Below are 21,961 nucleotides of genomic sequence, written 5' to 3'. Positions count from 1 at the left end.
TAGAAAAAGCCGGCAGCTATTAGCTGCCGGCCATTTATCCGTAACGGTGTTTTAATTAGATGAGCGATTTTCTATTTCTTCCTTTATCAGAGCTTTAAAGTCCTGCAGTGTTACTACATCTGTTTCTTTTTGGCCATATCGCCGGACATTGACACTTTCTGACTCGATTTCTTTATCTCCAAGGACAAGGATATAAGGAATCTTCTGCATTTGTGCTTCCCGAATTTTATAACCAAGCTTTTCGTCACGGACATCCACGTTAACACGAACCCCTGCCTGCTTCAGTTCATCTTCCACTTTGCGGACATAGTCCATATGCACGTCGCTTACCGGGATAGCCTGAACCTGTACCGGAGCAAGCCATGTTGGGAAAGCACCTTTGTATTCTTCCAGTAGGAAGGCTACAAAACGTTCCATAGTGGAAACTACTCCACGGTGGATGACTACAGGGCGATGCTCTTTACCGTCTTCTCCAACATAAGTAAGCTCAAAACGGTTCGGCAGGTGGAAGTCAAGCTGGACAGTGGAGAGAGTTTCGTCTTTTCCAAGCGCTGTTTTCACCTGAACATCGAGCTTAGGACCATAGAATGCTGCTTCGCCTTCCGCTTCCACATATTCCACTTCCATGTCGTCCATTGCTTCCTTAAGCATTGCCTGAGCTTTTTCCCACATTTCATCGTTATCCACATATTTCTCTTTATCTGCAGGATCACGGTAAGAGAGGCGGAAGTAATAATCTTCAATGCCGAAATCTTTATAAACATTCTGCACGAGATCTACTACGCGGATAAACTCATCTTTCAGCTGATCCGGACGGCAGAAAATATGCGCGTCATTAAGAGTCATCGCTCTTACCCGCTGTAATCCTGCAAGAGCACCAGACATTTCATGCCTGTGCATCATACCGAGCTCAGCAATACGCACAGGAAGATTACGGTAGCTGTGCAGCTGATTTTTATAAATCATCATATGGTGCGGACAGTTCATCGGGCGAAGAACGAGATCTTCGTTATCCATTCCCATTGCCGGGAACATGTCCTCCTGATAGTGGTCCCAGTGTCCGGACGTTTTATAAAGTTCCACACTTCCAAGCACCGGAGTATAAACATGGTCATAGCCGAGACGTTCTTCCAGATCCACAATATAACGTTCAATAGTACGGCGGATTGTCGCACCTTTTGGAAGCCATAACGGGAGGCCTTGTCCCACTTTCTGGTTAATTGTAAAAATACCCAGCTCTTTCCCAAGTTTACGGTGATCCCGCTCTTTCGCTTCCTCAAGCATTTTCAGGTGGTCATCCAGCTGGCTTTGCTTTGGAAAAGCAGTCCCATAAATACGCTGAAGCATTTTATTTTTGCTGTCGCCTCTCCAGTAGGCCCCATTTACAGTCATAAGCTTGAACTTTTTAATTTTGCTTGTTGACGGGACATGAACCCCGCGGCAAAGGTCAAAAAATTCGCCTTGTTCGTAAATGCTGATTGTTTCTCCTGCAGGAATATCTTCCAGAAGTTCAAGTTTCAGTTCATCACCGATCTCATCATAGCGCTGAACAGCTTCCTCCCTGCTCACTTCCACCCTGTTAATTTCAAGGTTTTCATCTACTATTCTTTTCATTTCTTTTTCAATTTTCTCTAAGTCTTCCGGAGTCAGGGAATGAGGCATATCTATGTCGTAATAAAAGCCCCCTTCAATGACCGGGCCTACGCCCAGCTTCACATCTTCATAGAGACGTTTTACAGCCTGAGCCATCAGATGAGCAGTACTGTGGCGGAGAACCTCAAGCCCCTCATCAGAGTCATAAGTAATTATTTCTATATCTCCATCTGCGTCTATTGATTTGCGAAGATCAATAAGCTCTCCGTTTAATTTACCTGCAAGGGCGTTCTTTTTAAGCCCTGGAGAAATAGAAGCAGCTATTTCTTCTGTGGTCGTTCCTTTGCTGTACTCCTTTTTATTACCGTCCGGAAAAGCAATCAGAATTTTTTCAGCAGCTTCTGCCATTTTCGACACTCCTTTTCTCTTTTTATCGAATAACCTTCCGTAATGATAAGTTACCGGGCGGGTTTCAAGGCATTAAAAAACACCCGTCCCTTATACAAGGGACGAGTGTGTCACACGTGGTTCCACCCTAATTCCTGAACAGATTTTCCGTACATCGACCTTCTGGAGAAGAAGTGCCAGACGGCTGTTCAGCTTCGTTTGACCCGGTAACGGCGGGGCCGTCAGTACATACTAAAGGGGTTTATCCCTATTCCGAACTGAAGTTTAGAGGCGGTAAGCAAATTTTCGTACTGGGAAGTTTTCAGCCGGTGGCTTCCCTCTCTGTAAGCCGGTTAAAAAAGCTCATGTCCTCATCATCACTGGTTACTTGATTTCCTTATGGATAGTATTATAATAATCCCCCGGATGAAAATCAAGCCTTTGCTTAAATAAACTCCTTTTACGAAGGTTTTCACCGAACTGTTGTCCGTTTTCAAATTATTGCTTTTATTTCATTTGAGATTATCCCCCGGGGTTTTTCGCTAATTATTTTCTGCCAGAATATCAATGCCCCTGTTCCCCGCCAATTCTTTCTTCAGCTCCACCCTCTCCTCAAAAATAGATAAGAGCGTATGCAGCAATCCTTCATGATGTGTCCGCGGGTGAATAATCAGCCTCCGGGGTGAAATACTCACGAGAGGACCAATAACTCTCCTGGCAAGAGGCAGATGGGAATCAAAGTACATCTCTTCACTGAGCCATCGGAGTATTTGCTGACTGGAGATCAGCCTTCCGTTTCCATCCACTAATTTAACTTCTTCCTCCAGAAATAATTGGACTGTATCCACCCTCGGTACTGTATCTTTTAAAAATTCCCGGCATGTCTGAAGCATAATCTGATAATCATACTCCATCTTGTATTCATCAATTGCTTTTTCAACAATTTCCCCAAGCTGCTCTTTGTTTTTCCTGAACCGGAACATTAAAAACGACTCAAAGGAAAAGCAGATAGAAGCTTGAATAAACTGATGATAGAGCTGAAACATTTCCTTCTGCCAGTCCAGAAATGAAGTTTCCAGAGGCACATCCTCCGGAGGGTTAAAAAAAAGATCTCTTGCATGGCCCATAATAGCATCGATTTCATACTGCTCTTCATAATAAAACCTTTCCCTCAGAAGCTCTTCCATCCAGAGAGGCAGTACATTTTTTATCGTTACATTTGTTAAAATAAGCGCAACTTCCTTCATTTTATCTGGCTTATCCCCGTCCAGCACATTCATATTAATAAAAAGCCTGGTCTCCCCATCTTCCTGTTTCGTAAATATACTTTTCCTGACGCCTTCGTATGTATCCATTGAACGGAGCAATTGACAATAGAAGGCCTCACATAGTGAAATATTTTTAAATTCTATAACTAACAACGGCAGCCCCTCCCAATCGTGCAGTCGAGTTGAGAGTCTCGGCAAGACTTGATTCTTAAGCTTCAACTCTTTGCAAACATCTAATACATATATATGGATGAGCTGTGCATTTATGATTAGCTATTAAAATAAAGTGAAAGTTCAGTTGGTTGGGGGTGTTAATATCTGAGTTGGTTCGTATGAGGCTCAGTGGGGGGGACATCCGGGAGTTGTTCAGATAAAGATCAGTGGGAAAGTGCTAATATCCGGGGTAGTTCAGGTAACGATCAGTGGAGAAGCGCTAATATCCGGGGTGGTTCAGGTAACGATCAGTGGGGAGAGTAATGAAATTCACACCCCCCGCCCGAATATCTTCGCATGCACTTTGATGTGAGGCGGAGTTTTTGAGTTAGGTACTGGGGGTGGGGGCTCTGGGAGCTGAGGCTCCGAAGGCTGGGACCCTGGGGACTGAAGTTCTGTAAGCTGGTGCGGGAGGTCGGAGGTGAGGCGGGATTTTACGGACGGTTTTATTTATAAGATTCTTCTTTACAGGAAAATTTTTTTTATATAAAGGGTTTCATGATTACATGTGGAATACTTAGTTTATTAAATATAAAGGAGTGACCACATGGGAAGAATTAAAAGATCCTGGAATCCCCACACCTATTACCACATTTACAACCGGGGAAACAGAAAAGAAGGCTTATTCAGGAAACCCGAAGACTATCAGTTTTTTATTCAGCTCGTCGAACGTTCCTCACTCAAATACCCTGTCACCATTACCTCCTATTGCCTCATGAAAACCCACTATCACTTTCAACTCCAGTCTAAAGAAGTACTGATCACCGAATTTATGAGTTTTTTAAACAGATTATATGCTGTTCATTTTAATAAAACTTACAATCTTCGTGGCCCAGTTTTTGAAAACCGTTTTTCAGCCAAACCTATTACGGATCAACGAAGCATGCTCCATTTAAGCCGCTACATCCACTTTAATCCAATCCACGCTAACATAACAAAAAAACCTGAAAACTACCCTTGGAGCAGTTATTCTTATTATTTTCATTTCAACTCACCTCCGCCTCCTTCATTTTTGAATATGAATCCGGTACTCAACTATTTTCCAGGGTCTGAAAACCAGAAAAAACAAAAATATGTTGAATGGTGTATGTATTAAAAAGGTAGCTCAGGAAGTCTCTTTTATAATTAGAAATAGCAGACTTGTTGATGGTTAATACTGGGCGGTTAATTGAAATGCCAGGTTGAAATGTTTCAGCTTTCTCAGTTTTTCTCGCTAATTCTCATTCTCTTAACCTGGCACCGATGGACCGGGTTCATTCGTACCCGGTTCACGGGTGCCACGTTGGCTGGCTCCTTTTTACTCCTGTTTTCTTGCTTATTCTCACTCGCTTATCCTGGCACTGATGGACCGGGTTCATTCGTACCCGGTTCACAAGTGCCACGTTGACTGGCTCCTTTTTACTCCCTTTTTCTCGCTAATTCTCGTGCTCTTAACCTGGCACCGATGGACCGGGTTCATTCGTACCCGGTTCACGGGTGCCACGTTGGATGGCTCCTTTTTACTCCCGTTTTCTCGTTTATTCTCGTGCTCTTAACCTGGCACCAATGGACCGGGTTCATTCGTACCCGGTTCACAAGTGCCACGTTGGCTGGCTCCTTTTTACTCCTGTTTTCTTGCTTATTCTCGTGCTCTTAACCTGGCACCAATGGACCGGGTTCACTTGGACCCGGTTCACAAGTGCCACGTTGGATGGCTCCTTTTTACTCCCGTTTTCTCTTTTATTCTCGCTCTCTTAACCTGGCACCGATGGACCGGGTTCATTCGTACCCGGTTCACGGGTGCCACGTTGGCTGGCTCCTTTTTACTTCCGTTTCCTACGTTTTTTATCCTGGCACCTCGGTTCCAGGAACCCCCGTTCCATGAACCAAACCCAAGCTTCCAAATTCACCCGAACATCCACCTGTATATAAAAACCCCCGTTGCCTCCAACGGGGGCACGGGGGTTCTTCACTGTATTAATACTAGTTTTGCATGATGAAGTCTTTTTCTGCTGTTTCTTCGTCCTCGAATTTGCGGATGATGTTGTATTTTGTATCACGCTGGGCTGGTACCTTACCAGCTTCACGGAGCAGGCGAAGAATAAGGTTGGTGTTAACCTTGTGTGTTGCCCCGGCAGCGGAAACAACGTTTTCTTCAATCATGGTGCTTCCGAAATCGTTACAGCCGAAGGAAAGGGATTTTTTGCCTACTTCTGGTCCCATTGTTACCCATGAAGACTGGAAGTTAGGAATATTATCAAGAAATATTCTGGAAATAGCAACGTTCTTCAAATAGTCTTCCGGCGTAAGTTTTTCAGCTTTCATATTTGTGTTATCCGGCTGGAAGAGCCAGGAAATATATGCAAGGAAACAGCCAGTTTCATCTTGAGCATCACGAACACGCTGCAAGTGCAGGGCACGCTCTTCGAAAGTTTCTCCGAAGCCGATAACCATCGTGGCTGTACCATGCATGCCTACTTTTTTAGCTGTTTTCATGCAGTCAATCCATTCTTCCCACGTGCCTTTGAGGCGGCTGATTCGTTTTCTTGTACGGTTGTCGAGGATCTCGGCACCACCGCCTGGCAGGGAATCAAGACCTGCTTCATGAAGCTGGCGAAGTACTTCTTCCAGCGGCAGGCCGGAAACTTCTGCCATTTTATATATTTCTGCAGGTGAAAATGAATGCATTGTTATATTTGGAAAACGTTTTTTAATATCTTTGAGAAGATCAGTATAGTAGCTGAATGGCAGATCAGGGTTTGTGCCGCCCTGCATTAAAATTTCTGTTCCGCCTATATCAATTGTTTCCTGGATTTTCTTGAAAATCTCTTCATTATCAAGTACATAGCCTTCTTCATGTCCCGGCGGCCGGTAAAAAGCACAGAAACGACAGTATGTATCGCAGAAGTTTGTGTAGTTTACATTTCTGCCTATAACAAACGTAGTCACTGGTTCCGGATGCCATTTTTTCATGATTTCATTAGCCACAGCACCCATTTTTTCAATTTCATCACTTTCATATAAACGAACGGCATCCTCTACAGAGATTCGCTCTCCATTAAGGGCACGGTCTAAAATCGCATCAATACTCATTGCCTCTCCCCCATTTTTGAAACTAGTATCGGAAAACTTACAGACTCTTACAACTAATAAACTTAAACTTATTCTATCGTAACATACAAGAAGATAATTTTGCTTGTAAAAAACATGGGAATCCGGCAGATTAGCGGAAGATATTCCGTTAATCCCGCTTATTATCCCCTTTCATGTCGATAGTTGCGCTCAGATGACGGATCCTTTCCATAATGCGTTTCGCCTTAAGGCTGTCGATCTTTTCGATTCCGCCTTTCTGCGTGTAGGAAAGATGGTACTCCAGCTCGTCTAAGTCAAAATTAGAAGTAAATAAAGTAGGCAGTTTCTCCATCATCCTGAACTGAAGCAACGCACCAAGTATATCATCACGAACCCAGTTTGACATTGTTTCCGCTCCAATGTCGTCCAGAATAAGAACCGGAGCCCGCTTGACCTCCTCCAGTTTCGCCTGGTAAGTGCCGTCTGATATACCATTTTTCAGTTCCCGGAAAAAGTCAGGAGTGTAAACAATCATCGTTTCTATGTTTCTGTCAGCAAGTTCATTGGCAATTGCCCCCATAAGATAGGTTTTCCCCACACCGAACGGCCCGTAAATATACAATCCCCTGCCATTTTCACCTGGCTGCACGTTTACGATAAATTCCATTGCCTTAGCCATCGCATTTATTCTGGAGGTGTTATCCTCGTGGAAACCATCGAAGTTAGCTTCCGTCATTTCCTTTGGAATATAAAGGCTTTTTACCAGTGAAGCATGACGTTTTCTCTCTTCTTCTTTCCGCTTCAGCCTGCAGGGCTGATAGCCAAGCTGAAAATCATTTCTGTATAAGGAAAGCTTTGGCTCGTAACCCTTTAGTAAATTAGGACAGGCATCGAGTCCCGGACAGAGATCGCAATTTTTCATCTGTTTTTTATACTGGTAAAGCTCGTTCATTCCACGTTCGAGCTGTTCCTGGGTAAGTTCAGGATGCGCGGATAAAATGGCTTGAATTCTGTCATCTTTTAATATTTCTCTGGTCATAAGAGCAAGACGATCTTCCAGATTACCACTTGTCCAGCTTTTGAGAACCTTATCTATTGAATCCACCTTTTATCCCCCCTGTTTTTTCTTCTTCAGCATCTCTTTTAACTGAGCTGCTTTCTTTCTAGCCTCTTCCAGATCTTCAGGCTTCTCCCCGGATTTATTCCATTCTTCATCAGCCATCCATTTAGGAAGAGGCTCCTGCCGGACAGCCTGATTTCTTGCTGCGCCCTTTTTAGTACTCTTCGATGTATCTTTTTGTTGTTTATTCTGCTCAGTCTGCTCATATTGCTTTCTCGTAAAGTCCATGGCCTCTTTTACAGTCCTGATACCTTCCCTGCTCCAGTGGCTGGCAATTTTAAAGGTGAAATTCCGCGTCAGTTTTTTTCCATGCATGATGAAAATATATTCCAGAAGAACATTAACGACGCCTGGCTCTAACTTGTATTCGAACATAAGCTGATCGATTATATCCAGATCACCAGGATACACCTTTGCTCCGTTAGCCTGCTCCTGCAAATATTCCAGCGGAGAAGTAGTTTCGAAATAGTGAATCTGCATCTCTTCTTCTGTTACTGGCTCTGTTTTCTGTACTCTCAGATTTTCAGGCTGAACTTTCGTATGGAGACGAGGCGGCTGGTCACTTTCATTCATTCTGTAGCGGCGCTTTGCCTGCTCACGAAGAATACTGCCGTTTAATTCATCTGTATGGATCATGGCATCCTGAATGATTTTACTTACTTCTGAAGGGGAAAGCTTGTAGAGGAACGCCATTCTCTGAATGAGAGTCTTGTTCTCCTTCTTCTTCACTTCATCCTTCGGTACGAATGGCGGCAAAAATGCCAGCATTGATTCAAAATCAAAGTCATGGCCTTCCAGTTTGTAGCCGCTCTCCCTTTCCGCTGCACCCTCAAGCCTGTCTTTATTCAGCAGTACTTCTTCTGTTTCCGGATTAATGGTAATCTCCGAAGGATGGACTGATGTGAACACTTCATCAAAGGATCTTGTAATATTTTCCCTGTCATTCCCATTCTCACGTTCAAGTTTAAATGTGTTTCTTAACTGCAAATAGTGTTCCCTGCTTCCCAGCCTGTTGTATAAGAAAACACTGAGCATGTCATCGTTAAAAAATTCTTCAGGAGATAAGGGAGACTGTAGTTCATAATAATGGATATATTCTTCACCTTGTTTTTTTCTGAACACTTTCAGCAGCCCAATAGCCTCCAGTTTTTTCCGTTCTTTAAAAATTTCATCAAGGTGTTTTTCTGTATAAGCCATTAAGGCTTTGTGTGTACGCTCAATACGTTTTCCAGGCTGACGGCTCACATCACTCGTCAATGTCATATAGAGGCTGTAAGCAGTCGCACCGATAAGCGGCTGGTACAGTAATGTGAGTACATCCCGGTCGGTTTCGTGAAGCCGCCTGTTCATATACGCAATGTATTGGTCAGATGGTAATATTTCTTTCCAGTGCAATGCTTTTCACCTATACTTTCTGTCTGGCTGTCCCATCTCAAGGACACGATGGAGCCAGTAGTAAAAATACTTTATATGGAAAAATGGAGCGGTTACCGCCCCACTTCGTTACAATGTATAATCATTATTTTTTATTTTCCCGGTCAAGAAGTTCTTTTAGTTCATCAACGAATACGTTAAGGTCTTTAAACTGACGATAAACAGAGGCAAAACGAACGTAAGCAACATCATCGAGGCTGGCAAGATGCTCCATTACCTGTTCCCCAATATCATGGCTTTCCACTTCGGAAGTTCCCTGGCTTCGGATATCTTTCTCCACCGTTTCGACAATGTTTTCCAGCTTTTCTAATGGCACAGGTCTTTTTTCGCAGGCACGGATAATCCCCCGCAGAAGTTTTTCTCTGCTGAATTCTTCACGGTTTCCGCCTTTTTTAACAACAATAAGCGGTGTTTTTTCTACACGTTCGAACGTAGTGAAACGATACCCGCATTCTTCACACTCACGGCGACGGCGAATGGACCGCCCCTCATCGCTTGGCCTGGAATCTAAAACTCTGGTCCCGTTATGCTGGCAGTTTGGGCATATCATTTACGATCATCTCCATTCGGATTTCTGGCAGGCTACCACGACTTTGTCAGTTCGTCCCCGAGACCGGTACCTACAAAGGTTAAACGCTTATTTAACTCCTTATATAATTCAGCTGCGAGCTTGCGGCTGTATCCAAAGTCAGAAAAAAGCATTGTATCAGTTGCAATCGAAAAATCAACCGCGGTTCTGAAGGGCCGTACCATTATGACAGTAACCACCATCATCGCTTTTTTGCCTTTGTTTATATTTACTATTATTTCGCCCCGTTCCTCAGAAACGGATGATACGGAAAAACCAGGCCGCTGGTTTAACATGCTTTCTATTTCTTTAATTACTTTATCTTTCGTTGATTTATAATAATGCGTCCGTAATTCTTTATCTGTATGATTTTCTTTTGTTTCTGTATGTTTACTGATAATTGTCTGGACTGTCTCTTTAAATCCCATTTTCATCCCACCTTACCACTATTAAGAATAGCAAGAAACGGCATTTTCTTCAATCTAAAAAACGGATTCTGCAAAAATGGCGATAGTTTCCTTTCTGGCTTCAAACATTATTATTTTCCCTTAGGATGGTTATGTTAATTCAAGGTTGATTTTCGCTTCAACCAATTCAGTCTTCAATAAAAATCAACATTATTTTTAACATAACCATTAAGAAAAGGAGGTGAATTTCACCTCCTTTGAATTTATTATTATGCGTTTGTCAGTATTTTACTTTGGCCAACTTTGATTGGGCCCATTCCTCTTGGAAGTTCCACAATTTCGGTTTTCTTAGCACAAAGGGCTTTTGCTATAAAGTTTGAAGCTACATTCGGATCAATCCGGTCTCCGCACGTATACACGTCAATACTTGCATAACCGTGCTCCGGAAAACTATGGATTGTTAAGTGTGATTCGCTGATAATTACAACTCCGCTTACACCATGAGGCGCGAATTTATGAAAAGCTACTTCTCTCACCTCGGCACCTGCTTCAAGTGCTGCATCCACAAATAGTCTCTCAATGTACTCCATGTCGTTTAGTTTGTCAATGTCACAATCCCAAAGTTCGGCAATTACGTGACGTCCCATAGTATCCATTAAAAAATCCCCCTTTACCACAATTAAATTTCATGCCTTCTAAAGCATGGAGGAATAGTCATTACTGGGGGAAAGTTAGTCCAGAGAGGTCCTAACCCTTTACATAATGGTTATCCCTACTTTTGCTTTTAATCGAAGTTCACGAAAATTAGTATACTTCCTATATGGGCGTTTTGCAATATTTTTTTCATATAAAGTGAAACTTCCATCAGTGAGGCGCCTCCCCCGCTGATTGTTAGCTGAACTAATCAATATGCTGCCGGCTGTAATTTCCCTCCTGAACACCTTCGCTCTTATTCATGGCTGGCGGCGTAGTCTACCGAACGGTTACTTCAGAATAAAAAAATAAAAACGGAGACAGAAAGCCTCCGTTCATGATTTTTAGTCTTAATGTGTATCTATTCTTAAATCTGATATTCGGCAAAGCGTATTCCCTGAAGATTAGTTATGCCCTGACACCAGATTCATTTCTTAAGTTTTGTGCCACAAGCTGAATAAGGTTTACCACACGGCAGGAATATCCCCATTCATTGTCATACCAGGCCAGAACTTTCACCTGGCGGTCATTAATCACCATTGTAGACTGCCCATCAATAATGGAGGAATTTTCGTTTCCGTTGAAATCAATGGATACAAGAGGTTCCTCCGTATAAGCCAGGATGCCGGCCATTTCAGTTTCAGCCGCTTGCTTTAATACTTCATTAACCTCTTCAGCTGTAACATCCTTTTCAAGGTCAACTACAAGGTCAACTAATGAAACATTAGGAGTCGGCACCCTTAATGCCATACCGTTAAGCTTCCCTTCCATTTCCGGAAGTACTTTTGACAGCGCTTTCGCGGCACCCGTGGTAGTTGGGATGATTGACTGGCCGCATGCTCTTGCACGGCGGAGGTCTTTATGCGGGTTGTCTATGTTTTTCTGGTCGTTTGTATAAGAATGCACTGTAGTCATGAGACCTGATTCAATTCCGAATTTATCGTTAAGAACTTTTGCTACTGGAGCAAGGCAGTTCGTAGTACATGATGCATTGGAAATGACGTGGTGCTTTTCAGGGTCGTATTCCTGTTCGTTCACTCCGTACACAACTGTGATATCTTCGTCTTTCCCAGGGGCAGTAATAACAACTTTCTTAGCTCCCGACTCCAGATGGAGAGCAGCTTTATCTCTGGAGTTGAACTTGCCTGTCGCCTCCACGACGATTTCAACGCCAATTTTTCCCCAAGGCAGCTCTTTAGGATCTCTTGTTCGAAAGAGCTCAATTGTTTTACCATTCACAATCAGTTTCTCGTCTTCTACTTTGACATCTCCGAAAAACGGTCCGTGAATTGTATCATATTTAATCAAATGTGCTAATGTTTCCGCAGGGTAGCTCGCATTAATAGCAGCGATTTGAAGCTCCGGATCGTTCATTGCCTTTCTGAAAACCATTCGCCCTATTCTCCCGAACCCATTAATACCTATTTTAGTCATTAAAGATACCCCTTCCATCTATATATGTTATACTCATATACCCTAATCTGTCATTTAGTATAACATATAATATGTTAATAAGGTGAAAAAACTTCGTGTTTTTTAATTAATTTTTTCACACTAATTAAATCATCCTGATTTATGTTTGGAAGTTTGCTTTAATACCGCAAGATTCGGAAGGAAACGGGGCAGTCCGCCCGCCCCTTTCACTGCAATTAAGGGATTCATTTCTCTTTATCATAGCCTTTAATATTAACTTTTGTCTTGTACATGCCCACAAAAAAAGAAAGAACTATACGTCCTTTCTTGAGTATGTCATATTCCTTTATCCATAACGTCTTTTGTATACTCCAGTTGTTCTTTTGCTTCCAGCAGTATTTCTTTTTCATCCGGGCCTGCCTTAGCATAGTATCCCGGAAAGTTAGCTTCAAGCCTCAGAAGTTCTTTCATTGCAAAACTATAATGTGATGGATCATTTTCCCTGGTTATCTTTATTTCAAGCAATGCTTCCTGAGCGTTCTGGATCGTCTCCTTAACTTCATTAACATATGCTTCCAGTTCTTCGTTAAACAAAGCAGCTCCTCCTTATCTTTTACAGCTACTTTGCCTTAAAACCCCCGCCCTTATACATGCTGTGTTCAAACATGAAATTATTTTGAAGCCCCCAGCTGAACGAGCAGAGCATCCAGCTGCTGCTCCGTTTTTTCAATGGTCCCTTCATTATAAATAATTGCGTCCGCATAACTTTTCTTCTCGTCAATAGGAAGCTGGGAAGCTATCCTGCTTTCCGCTTCCTCCCTTTGGCTTCCGTCCCTCTTCATCAGCCTCTCCAGCTGGAGGGATCTTGGAACATATACGAGGAGAACTTTATCCACCATATGCAGGAGATTACTTTCAATAAGCAGGGGGATATCCATGATTACTGTCTGATAGCCTGACTCTTTATATTCGTGAGCCTGCCTTTTCATTTCTTTCCGGACAGCGGGGTGGACAATCTCATTTAAGATTTGTCTTTTAGCTTTATCATTAAATATAACGGAGCCCAATTTTTTTCGGTCGATGGATTTATCTTCATGAAGAATTTCTTCCCCGAAAGCCTGGACTATTTTTTCGTATGCCTCCTGGCCTGGGTCCACTGCCTCACGGGCAATAATATCTGCATCAATTACGGGGTATCCTCTTTCCTTCAGCATTGCTGACACGGTGGATTTCCCGCTTGCTATCCCGCCTGTAAGACCTATAATCATATAGCGTCCTCCTCCTGTACTTTTCAGAATATATGTAAGCATAAGGTGCGGAATTATAATTTCCACACCCCGATTAATATCAGCAGTAAACCTGGTATAAACGAAAAATGTTTTATCCACTTTGTGTCCGAAAAAAATAATCCGCTTCTCATTCCAAGAGTTAGAAACAAGCCGCACATTACTCCTACACTGACTGCCATAAGCAAAGGAGAAAAGCCAATTAAAGCAGCGCCGATCCCTGCGCCAAACGCATCAAGGGAAAGGGCAAAGCCTAATAAAAAAGCCTCCTTACCTGTGATTGCTCCGGAATTGTCAAGGTCTGCCACCATTGGTTTTCTCAAAATTTTTATGATAATACCAAGTTTTTTGATTTCTAAATTTAAAATAGTTCCCCTTTCCTTTACCGTTTTTGGTTCTGTTCTGGCTGGTCTGTATGCCTGGTAGATTGCCCAGCTTCCAATTCCGATAAGAATAATTCCTCCGAATGTTTCTGCATTTGAAGCAGGCAGCCAGTTCAGTATAAGACTTCCAAGCCCCATTGCAACTAAGATGGATATTGCTGAAAAGCCTGCAATTAACAGCAGAGAATATAACGGTAGCTTCATCTTTCTCAGGCCATAAGTCAAACCGACCCCAAAACTGTCCATACTGACAGCAAACGCCAATAATAATAGTGAAAAGATAGCTGCCACAGGCAAGAGCCCCTTCCATTCTTGATGATAAGATATTATATGGGAGGGGCCCGGCCAATGTACGTAATTTATGGTTGTATGCCTAATTTTGTTCAGAAAGCCTCAGCTGTCCTGACATTCGGGGCATGTATGAGTTCCTCTGCCTCCAACTACTGTACGGACTATCTCAGAACCGCATCTTCTGCAGGCTTCTCCCTGTCTTCCGTATACAAACAGGGTCTGTTGGAACATCCCCATCTCACCCTGTCCGTTCACGTACGTTTTTATCGAGGAACCACCCATTTTCACTGCTTCTGTAAGTGTTTCAATAATACTGTTATGAAGCCGGGTGATTTCTTTTTCAGAGAGTTCGTCACTCTTTTTTTCCGGGTGTATACCTGCACGGAACAATGCTTCGTCCACATAAATATTTCCTAACCCTACAACAAGGCACTGGTCAAGTAAAGCAGGTTTAACTTTCCGGGTTGTTTTTCCGAGCACAGTCCTGAGATTCCCGGCTGTAAACTCATCGGAAAACGGTTCAATCCCGAGCTGGGATAAAGGAAGATGGTTAAATACTTCTTCTTTTGGATATAAGTGCATGGTGCCAAACTTCCTTACATCACGGTATCTCAGCTCTTTTCCGTTCTCAAAAAGAAAACGGACATGTGTATGTTTGTCAGGATCTTCCTCTGCAGGAAACAGACCGTACCGCCCCTCCATTCGCAAGTGGGAGACGAGAGCATCATCATCCAGTTCAAAAATGAGGAATTTCCCTCTTCTGTTTATGTCCCGGAAAGATTGGCCTGTCAAACGAAGCCGGAATTCCTCCACATCATCCGGATGTTTAACCATCTTCGGCCATGTGACGATTACATCTTTAATTTTTTCGCCCAGTATAAGTTCTTTCAGTGTTCTTCTGACTGTTTCTACTTCTGGCAGTTCAGGCATAGCTTTTCACCTTCTGTTTCTTTGTGCGTCCTCCGGTAACATCTCCCGGGAAAACTATTTCGCATCGTACCATGTGTCCCCGTATGAGTAATCTACTTTAAGGGGAACGGCAATTTCAATGGCATTTTCCATTACCTGAGGAACAAGCTTCTTCATTTCTTCAAGCTCTTCTTCCACTACTTCAAAAATCAGTTCATCGTGCACCTGAAGCAGGAGGCGGGATTTCATTTCCCGTTTATCCATTTCCTCAGCCATGTTCACCATTGCTTTCTTTATTACATCCGCAGCACTTCCCTGAATTGGTGTATTCATTGCTGTTCGTTCTGCAAAGCTGCGTAAATTAAAGTTTCTGCTTGTTATTTCCGGGAGATACCTTCTCCTGTGCAGCATTGTTGTTACGTACCCATTTTCCCTGGCGTCTTCTATAGAGCGATCCATATATTCCTTTACCCCAGGGTAGCTGTCAAGGTATCTGTCGATAAATTTCTGAGCTTCCTTCCTTGTTATGCCGAGGCTTTGAGAAAGACCATAATCACTGATTCCGTATACAATACCGAAGTTTACAGCTTTAGCCGTCCGCCTCATATCAGAGGTAACATTATCCTCATCCACATGGAAAACGTCCATTGCTGTTTTCGTATGAATATCCATTCCTTCATTAAATGCTTTTATAAGGTTTTCATCACCGGATATATGAGCCAGTACCCGTAACTCGATCTGAGAATAGTCCGCTGCAAAAATAACGGATCCCTCCTGCTCCGGGATGAAAGCATGACGAATTTTTCTTCCTTCTTCCAGACGAATAGGGATGTTCTGAAGGTTCGGCTCAGTGGAACTGAGTCTTCCTGTCTGGGTAATCGCCTGATTAAAGATCGTATGGATTTTACCAGTTTTTTTATGGACAACTTTAAGCAGTCCTTCTATATAGGTGGAATTCAATTTTCCTAACTGGCGGTAATGCAGAATTTTTTCAATAATTTCATGCTTGTCCTGCAGCTTCTCAAGTACATCCGCCGAAGTGGAATAGCCTGTTTTTGTTTTCTTAATGACAGGAAGGTTAAGTTTTTCAAACAGGACTTCTCCAAGCTGTTTAGGGGAATTGATATTAAACTCAACCCCTGCAAGCTCATGGATTTGCTGTTCCATTTCAGCAAGTTTTTCGCCAAGGCTGCTTCCCATTTCTTTCAGTTCTTCTGTATCAATACTGACACCGTTCATTTCCATTTTCCCTAATATAACGGACAAAGGCATTTCCAGATCATTAAACAGATCAAATTGTTCATTATCCTGGAGCTGCTTTTCAAGGTTTGTTTTTAATTCTCTGATAGCAGCAGCTTTTCGGACAAGATGCTGAGCAAGTACAGATTCTTCAGGGATCTGCTGCTTCTTACCTTTCCCATATACTGCTTCATCAGACTGTACAGCCATCCCTTTATTCCGTTTAGCAATATCGGCCATTTCATGAGAACTTGCGGAAGGATCGATAAGATAGGATGCAATTTGAGCGTCAAATGCAATCCCGTTCAATTCCACACCTTCCCAGCCGAGAGCAACAACGGCTTTCTTTGCGCCAAAAATCCATTTTTCTTTATTTTCGTCCGCCGCCCAGCTGCGGAAGGCTTCGCTTTTCATTGCTGTTTCTGTAGAGATGAAATAATTTCCTGTTTCATTCACAACAGAAATCCCAGCTATTTCTGCCTGATGGTAGTTTTCCGCAAGCACTTCCACCACAACAGCTGACGGGCTTGTAAAAATATCTTCATTCATACTCGCTTCGTCAATAATCTGAATATCAAGATCCTCCATCTCTTCCTCTACAGCTGATTCATCAGCTCCATCAAAACGGTCGAGGAGAGAATTGAATTCCAGCTCTTTAAATAGCTTTATGATTTTTTCGTTGTCATGTTCGCCGAGTTCAAGCTTCTGAACCTCTATATCAACTGGAGAATTTACTTCAATTGTCGCAAGCTTCTTGCTCATAAATGCATCGTCTTTATTTTCTTCCAGCTTTTCTTTGAGTTTTTTCCCCGAAACGCCATCAAGGGATTCATACAAAGCTTCGACCGTCCCGTACTGTTTGAGCAGCTTGAGCGCTGTTTTCTCACCAACTCCCGGAACGCCGGGAATGTTGTCAGAAGAGTCTCCCATAAGGCCTTTCATATCGATAATCTGCTCAGGTTTGATCCCATACTTTTCGTCAATCATAGCAAGATCGTATGTCTCTACATTCGTAATACCTTTTCTCGTTAAGGCTACGTGAACTTTATCCGTAACAAGCTGAAGCAGGTCTTTATCTCCGCTGTAGATTTTCACATTCCAATTTTCCTCAGCTGCTCTTTTCGACAGAGTACCGATAATGTCATCCGCTTCGTAGTTCTCCACTTCATAATGGGGAATGTTAAATGCTTTCAGAAGATCTCTGATCACCGGCAGCTGCTCAGATAATTCCGGCGGAGTCTTCTGCCTTGTCCCTTTATATTTTTTATAAGTATCATGCCGGAAAGTTGTTTTCCCCGCATCAAATGCTACAAGCATATGTGTTGGCTTCTCTTCTTCGAGTATTTTCAGAAGCATTGTTGTAAAACCATAAACCGCATTCGTATAGACCCCTTTTTCGTTATTTAACAGGGGCAGTGCAAAAAAAGCGCGGTATGCAATACTGTTACCGTCCACAAGTACGAGTTTACTCAAAACTAAACACCTCGTTTTCATAAGATAAGCTTATTTTATCATGAATGATTTAATGTACAAATGAATCGCATGCCAGGAAAAATGAAAGAAAAAGCCCGGGATCTTTCCGGGCTTTTCTGAGCCTTTCCAGTACCCAGGCAAAAACATTTTTTTCTATATTTAGTCTTCCGGCTTGTTTTTGTAAAAGGAAATTTGAAAGGAAGATCCTTTCCCTGCTTTACTTTCCACGGTAATTCTCCCTTTGTGGGCGTCAACTAAATGCTTAACAATCGCGAGTCCAAGGCCGGTTCCTCCAGAGTTTCTGCTTCTGGCTCTGTCAACTCTGTAAAACCTTTCAAATATACGGGGCAGCTCTTTTTTGTTTATTCCAATCCCTGTGTCCTTCACCTTCAAAACAACTGTTTCAGCCTGTTCCTTCGTCTGGACACATACGGTTCCTCCGTCAGGCGTATACGTAATTGCGTTATTTATTAAGTTTATGAGGATTTGTTTCAGGCGGAATGGATCCCCTTCAATAAGAGTATTGCCTTTCACCTTGTTTTCGAGCTGTATATTTTTCTGTGCTGCTTTTTCGCTGAGCATAAAAATCACGTCTTCTGCCAGTGCGCTAAGCTCTACAGGCTCCCAGTTCAGGAGGAATCTTTCCTGTTCAATTTTAGACAGTTCGAACAAGTCGTAAATAAGACTTTCCAGCCGTTCGCTTTCTTTTGCAATTATAGTGAGAAATCGCTCTCTTAATGCTGGGTCTTCCATCGCTCCGTCAATCAATGTCTCAGTAAAACCTTTAATTGAAGTAACAGGTGTCTTCAGTTCGTGAGAGACATTTGCAACGAAATCCTTTCTCGTCTGCTCAAGTTTTATGAGTTCGGTAATGTCATGAAAAACGAGCACTACACCTTTTAACTTATCATCCTGGCCTATAACAGGAGCTGCATGAATATCAACATGCCTCGTTTCAATATCCATATGTAATGCCGCCTGCTTCCTTGTCTTTGTTTCCGTCAGAAGAATTTCCTGTACAACCTTAATGACTTCTTTGTATTTTACTGCCTGGTAATATAATTTATTCAGCCACTCGTCCGTGTCCTCCCGGAATATATCTTTACAGGACTGATTTACGAGAGTAATATACCCTTTTTCATCAATTAACAGCAGTCCGCTACCCATGTTTTCAATCAATGCCTTTAATCGTTCCTGCTGATTTTCATATGTTTTTGTAATTTGGTCAAGGTTTTCAGCCAGTACATTCAGTGACTGGTTTAGCTGGCCTGCTTCCTTACTGTTCCCTGTATATGCTCTTGCTGCGTAGTTCCCCTTTGCGAGCTGAATAGCAGTTTTTCTCGCATCGTCAATTGGTTCAGTAAGCTGATTTGCCAGTTTAGCAGCCACGAACACAATGATCAGGAAGGCAAGAAAAAAGCAGACCGCTAAAATAACCCAAATGCTTCTGTAAACATGGTTAAACTCCTGAATGGACATTGCAAACCGTAAATAGGCGACTGTTTCTCCTTGCTGAACATAGGGGACGGCGTAATAAATAAGTTCGTTATTCAGCGTATTGCTGTATCGGATTTCAAAGCCTGACCCATGCTCTGCAGCATTTTGTATTTCAGGCCGGTCCAGATGATTTTCCATTTGCCCAGGCTCGCCTTCGCTGTCCGCAACTACAGTCCCATCAAGGCCAACGACACTTATTCTTAAATCAAGCCGGCTAGCAAGCTGATTAATGCTCTCCTCCACATTCTCCGTATCACTAAGCTCTGTCCTGTCAAGGTATAATGCGGCTACCTCAGCCTCTTTGGATAACCGGTCATTTACCCTCTCTAAGTAAAATTCTTTAAACAGCGGACCGAACACAGTTCCAATTCCTGCGAAAACGAGGAATATAATAATAGTGAGAGGAATAATAAGCCTGGAACGGTAACTACTCATCTATCCGAGGTTCCTCCAGTTTATAGCCTAGTCCCCTAACTGTTTTAATATAAACAGGCTTTTTCGTATTTGGTTCAATTTTTTCACGAAGATGGCTTACATGTACATCCACTATTCTGCTGTCTCCGATGTAATCATAATTCCATACAGCGTTCATAAGCTGATCCCGTGTCAGGACCCTTCCCTTATGATTAGCCATGTATATGAGGAGCTCAAGCTCTTTTGGAGTGAATTCTGTCAGCTTGCCATCAACATAAGCTTCAAAGCTTTCCGGGAATATTTCCACTTTCCCAACCGTAATTTTAATTTCTTCTTTTTGCTGGGGAACCGCTTCCTCCCTTCCCCTGCTCCGCCTTAGTATTGCTTTTACTCTGGCTACAACTTCCCGGGGACTGAAAGGCTTCGTTAAATAATCATCTGCCCCAAGCTCCAGACCGAGCACTCTGTCAAATTCTTCATCCTTAGCAGTCAGCATAAACACTGGTGTTGTAACTTTGTTTTGTCTAAGCGCTTTACAAACTTCCAGCCCGTCCATCTCAGGCAGCATTAAATCAAGAATGATTAAGCTGAATTGATTTTGCAGAGCCAGGTTATATGCTGTTCTTCCATCAGCAGCAGGGATAACCTCATAACCAGCCTGCTCAAGATTATACTGTAGCAATGCTATGATTGATTCCTCATCATCGACAATTAATATTTTTTCCGCCACAAAAAAGATCCTCCCCATCCGGTAATGAACTTTATCCTACTTATAATATACTATACACCACGGAGTTAATAAAAAGGGGAAGCAGGAATACTATTTTCTATGTGATTAATAAGGGGAAAATCATGTTGTGGAGTATGGTCCGTAGCAAGTTCCGTCACTATAACCGGCACAGGTCTATTATAATTATCGGTGCTACGAAGAATCTGGACAAATCTTTCGTTTATCTTTGAAATTTGTCCTGCAAAATCAATTTACTGGACAAATTTTGCTTTCGACTGTCAGATTTGTCCTACAAAATTGGTTTCCTGGACAAATTCTTGCTGCTTGCGTTGAATTTGTCCTGCAAAGTTCTTGTATAACGAATATAGCTGCATTTGATATGTTTAATCTGGACAAATCTTTAACTTATCTTTGAAATTTCTCCTGCAAAATCGTTATTCTGGTCAAATTTTGCTTCCCGCAGCCAGATTTGTCCTGTAAAATTGGTTTCCTGGACAAATTCTTGCTGCTTGCGTTGAATTTGTCCTGCAAAGTTCTTGTATAACGAATATAGCTGCATTTGATATCTTCAATCTGGACAAATCTTTAACTTATCTTTGAAATTTCTCCTGCAAAATCAATTTACTGGACAAATTTTGCTTTCGACTGCCAGATTTGTCCTGCAAAATTGGTTTCCTGGACAAATTCTTCCCATTGACCGTGGATTTGTCCTGACAGACCACCATCGAGGAATAGTAACCTGTCCAGAAACACCAAAAACCGTTTCTCCTCCCTGGAGAAACGGCCGCAGTAATTTAACTAAAATCTCTGTTGAACTTTATTTTTGATTTGTGCTCCTGCGATTACTCGTCGCAGGTAATAAGTGCTCCTGCGGTTACTCGTCGCAGGTAATAAGTGCTCCTGCGGTTACCTGTCGCAGATAAAGCACGCTGGTGGACTCTCTTTTCAGGTATTTTAAAAGTTTTCAAAAGTACCTGCATCGTATGTCATCGGTTTCCATGGGTAAGGCGGGCAGACTTCCAGCTCCCCTTCCAGGACGAGATCTCCAAGTCCATCTTTCCCTGTAGCTTTGATGAGAACGAGATGTTCTTTGTGCCGCACTTCTGATATTTCCAGTTCCAGGTTAAGAGTGCCATAATGGTATAGTGGCTTTGGGTAAGAAAGAGAGATCTTTTTTATTACACTTCCTGGCCCTGGCAAGGACATAGAAACCGCGGAAGATAAATAGCCATTTATCATTATATTCGGGACAATAGGTTTTTCGAAAGGGGTACGTGAAGCATAATCATGCTGTATATATACAGGGTTAGCATCATCTGTAAAACCCAGGTACAACAGCAGATCTCTGTCTTCAATCTTTTTCTCAACAGATATCTTTTCTCCGGCTTTTAAAGTATCAATCGTCTTTCCTAGTTTTTTCCTTTTCTTTGTAAACACAAAAAGTCCTCCCTCTCAGCTCATTTCACTTCCACCGTTAAGTAAGCGTTTCCAAAAAGCTTTATCTTGCAGTTACTGTTTAGCATGACAGCTGCCTTTCATCATTTACTGTCTGTGTCGCGAGCTTTCAAACTAGCTGTATATAATCTAAATAT

The 21,961-nt window shown here is 42.4% G+C and carries 19 protein-coding genes; 1 reads left to right on the top strand and 18 read right to left on the bottom strand.

Annotated features, from left to right (window positions below; translation table 11 throughout):
* Positions 1-51: 51 nt before the first annotated feature.
* Both thrS and BK582_RS11000 read right to left on the bottom strand, forming a co-directional pair.
* Entirely contained in the window at positions 52-2,001 is a 1,950-nt protein-coding gene (gene thrS / locus BK582_RS11010) for a threonine--tRNA ligase (RefSeq protein WP_078595083.1), read from the bottom strand.
* 521 nt (positions 2,002-2,522) lie between these two features.
* Positions 2,523-3,401, bottom strand: a complete 879-nt coding sequence (locus BK582_RS11000; protein ID WP_078595081.1) for a putative sporulation protein YtxC — start codon at positions 3,399-3,401, stop codon at positions 2,523-2,525.
* Between the two features lie 607 nt (positions 3,402-4,008).
* Between BK582_RS11000 and BK582_RS10995 the strand changes: the two genes are divergently transcribed.
* Positions 4,009-4,557 (top strand): transposase, encoded by a 549-nt coding sequence (locus BK582_RS10995; protein WP_078595080.1) that lies wholly within the window; start codon positions 4,009-4,011, stop codon positions 4,555-4,557.
* An 866-nt stretch (positions 4,558-5,423) separates the two neighbouring features.
* On the opposite strand, the gene mqnC is transcribed toward BK582_RS10995, so the two are convergent.
* The 16 genes from mqnC to BK582_RS10920 all read right to left on the bottom strand — a co-directional run bounded on the left by mqnC (position 5,424) and on the right by BK582_RS10920 (position 21,806).
* Positions 5,424-6,533, bottom strand: a complete 1,110-nt coding sequence (gene mqnC, locus BK582_RS10990) for a cyclic dehypoxanthinyl futalosine synthase (protein WP_078595079.1) — start codon at positions 6,531-6,533, stop codon at positions 5,424-5,426.
* A 148-nt stretch (positions 6,534-6,681) separates the two neighbouring features.
* Positions 6,682-7,617, bottom strand: coding sequence for a primosomal protein DnaI (dnaI, locus tag BK582_RS10985; protein WP_078595078.1), 936 nt, complete (start codon positions 7,615-7,617; stop codon positions 6,682-6,684).
* 3 nt (positions 7,618-7,620) lie between these two features.
* Positions 7,621-9,027 carry a DnaD domain protein gene (locus BK582_RS10980; RefSeq protein ID WP_078595077.1) on the bottom strand — a complete coding sequence of 469 codons (1,407 nt, stop codon included), beginning with the start codon at positions 9,025-9,027 and terminating at the stop codon, positions 7,621-7,623.
* 124 nt (positions 9,028-9,151) lie between these two features.
* The gene (gene nrdR, locus BK582_RS10975) at positions 9,152-9,616 is read right to left on the bottom strand and encodes a transcriptional regulator NrdR (protein ID WP_078595076.1); all 465 of its coding nucleotides are present in this window, start codon (positions 9,614-9,616) and stop codon (positions 9,152-9,154) included.
* 32 nt (positions 9,617-9,648) lie between these two features.
* Positions 9,649-10,062, bottom strand: a complete 414-nt coding sequence (locus BK582_RS10970) for a DUF1499 domain-containing protein (protein WP_078595075.1) — start codon at positions 10,060-10,062, stop codon at positions 9,649-9,651.
* 248 nt (positions 10,063-10,310) lie between these two features.
* Positions 10,311-10,697, bottom strand: coding sequence for an adenosylmethionine decarboxylase (gene speD / locus BK582_RS10965; RefSeq protein WP_078595074.1), 387 nt, complete (start codon positions 10,695-10,697; stop codon positions 10,311-10,313).
* Between the two features lie 445 nt (positions 10,698-11,142).
* Positions 11,143-12,168, bottom strand: a complete 1,026-nt coding sequence (locus BK582_RS10960; protein WP_078595073.1) for a glyceraldehyde-3-phosphate dehydrogenase — start codon at positions 12,166-12,168, stop codon at positions 11,143-11,145.
* Between the two features lie 315 nt (positions 12,169-12,483).
* Positions 12,484-12,741 carry a hypothetical protein gene (locus BK582_RS10955; protein ID WP_078595072.1) on the bottom strand — a complete coding sequence of 86 codons (258 nt, stop codon included), beginning with the start codon at positions 12,739-12,741 and terminating at the stop codon, positions 12,484-12,486.
* A 77-nt stretch (positions 12,742-12,818) separates the two neighbouring features.
* Positions 12,819-13,415, bottom strand: a complete 597-nt coding sequence (gene coaE, locus BK582_RS10950; protein ID WP_078595071.1) for a dephospho-CoA kinase — start codon at positions 13,413-13,415, stop codon at positions 12,819-12,821.
* A 53-nt stretch (positions 13,416-13,468) separates the two neighbouring features.
* Positions 13,469-14,107, bottom strand: a complete 639-nt coding sequence (ytaF, locus tag BK582_RS10945; protein ID WP_078595070.1) for a sporulation membrane protein YtaF — start codon at positions 14,105-14,107, stop codon at positions 13,469-13,471.
* 102 nt (positions 14,108-14,209) lie between these two features.
* Entirely contained in the window at positions 14,210-15,037 is an 828-nt protein-coding gene (gene mutM / locus BK582_RS10940) for a DNA-formamidopyrimidine glycosylase (RefSeq protein WP_078595069.1), read from the bottom strand.
* A gap of 54 nt (positions 15,038-15,091) precedes the next feature.
* A complete protein-coding gene (gene polA / locus BK582_RS10935) occupies positions 15,092-17,728 on the bottom strand; it encodes a DNA polymerase I (RefSeq protein WP_420841226.1) in 2,637 nt (878 codons plus the stop codon).
* A gap of 159 nt (positions 17,729-17,887) precedes the next feature.
* Positions 17,888-19,660 carry a two-component system histidine kinase PnpS gene (gene pnpS, locus BK582_RS10930; RefSeq protein WP_078595067.1) on the bottom strand — a complete coding sequence of 591 codons (1,773 nt, stop codon included), beginning with the start codon at positions 19,658-19,660 and terminating at the stop codon, positions 17,888-17,890.
* Positions 19,653-20,369 (bottom strand): response regulator transcription factor, encoded by a 717-nt coding sequence (locus BK582_RS10925; RefSeq protein ID WP_078595066.1) that lies wholly within the window; start codon positions 20,367-20,369, stop codon positions 19,653-19,655. Before BK582_RS10925 ends, pnpS begins: the two co-directional genes overlap by 8 nt.
* Positions 20,370-20,990: 621 nt before the next feature.
* On the bottom strand, positions 20,991-21,125 hold the full coding sequence (locus BK582_RS28075; protein WP_276328207.1) for a hypothetical protein: 135 nt from the start codon (positions 21,123-21,125) through the stop codon (positions 20,991-20,993).
* A 198-nt stretch (positions 21,126-21,323) separates the two neighbouring features.
* Complete coding sequence (locus tag BK582_RS10920; RefSeq protein WP_078595065.1) at positions 21,324-21,806, bottom strand: hotdog family protein; 483 nt, start codon at positions 21,804-21,806, stop codon at positions 21,324-21,326.
* Between the last annotated feature and the right edge of the window lie 155 nt (positions 21,807-21,961).

Origin of the sequence: Evansella clarkii (assembly GCF_002019695.1) — a bacterium.
GTDB classification, from domain to species: Bacteria; Bacillota; Bacilli; order Bacillales; family Salisediminibacteriaceae; genus Evansella; species Evansella clarkii.
Note: the sequence above shows the minus strand (reverse complement) of the source record. Positions and strands in the feature narration are given on the sequence as shown.

Coding starts and splice junctions, on each gene's coding strand:
- BK582_RS10995 (WP_078595080.1), top strand. CDS start 4,009: ATGGGAAGAATTAAAAGATCCTGGAATCCCCACACCTATTACCACATT.
- pnpS (WP_078595067.1), bottom strand. CDS start 19,660: ATGAGTAGTTACCGTTCCAGGCTTATTATTCCTCTCACTATTATTATA.
- coaE (WP_078595071.1), bottom strand. CDS start 13,415: ATGATTATAGGTCTTACAGGCGGGATAGCAAGCGGGAAATCCACCGTG.
- speD (WP_078595074.1), bottom strand. CDS start 10,697: ATGGATACTATGGGACGTCACGTAATTGCCGAACTTTGGGATTGTGAC.
- BK582_RS10960 (WP_078595073.1), bottom strand. CDS start 12,168: ATGACTAAAATAGGTATTAATGGGTTCGGGAGAATAGGGCGAATGGTT.
- BK582_RS10970 (WP_078595075.1), bottom strand. CDS start 10,062: ATGGGATTTAAAGAGACAGTCCAGACAATTATCAGTAAACATACAGAA.
- thrS (WP_078595083.1), bottom strand. CDS start 2,001: ATGGCAGAAGCTGCTGAAAAAATTCTGATTGCTTTTCCGGACGGTAAT.
- nrdR (WP_078595076.1), bottom strand. CDS start 9,616: ATGATATGCCCAAACTGCCAGCATAACGGGACCAGAGTTTTAGATTCC.
- mqnC (WP_078595079.1), bottom strand. CDS start 6,533: ATGAGTATTGATGCGATTTTAGACCGTGCCCTTAATGGAGAGCGAATC.
- mutM (WP_078595069.1), bottom strand. CDS start 15,037: ATGCCTGAACTGCCAGAAGTAGAAACAGTCAGAAGAACACTGAAAGAA.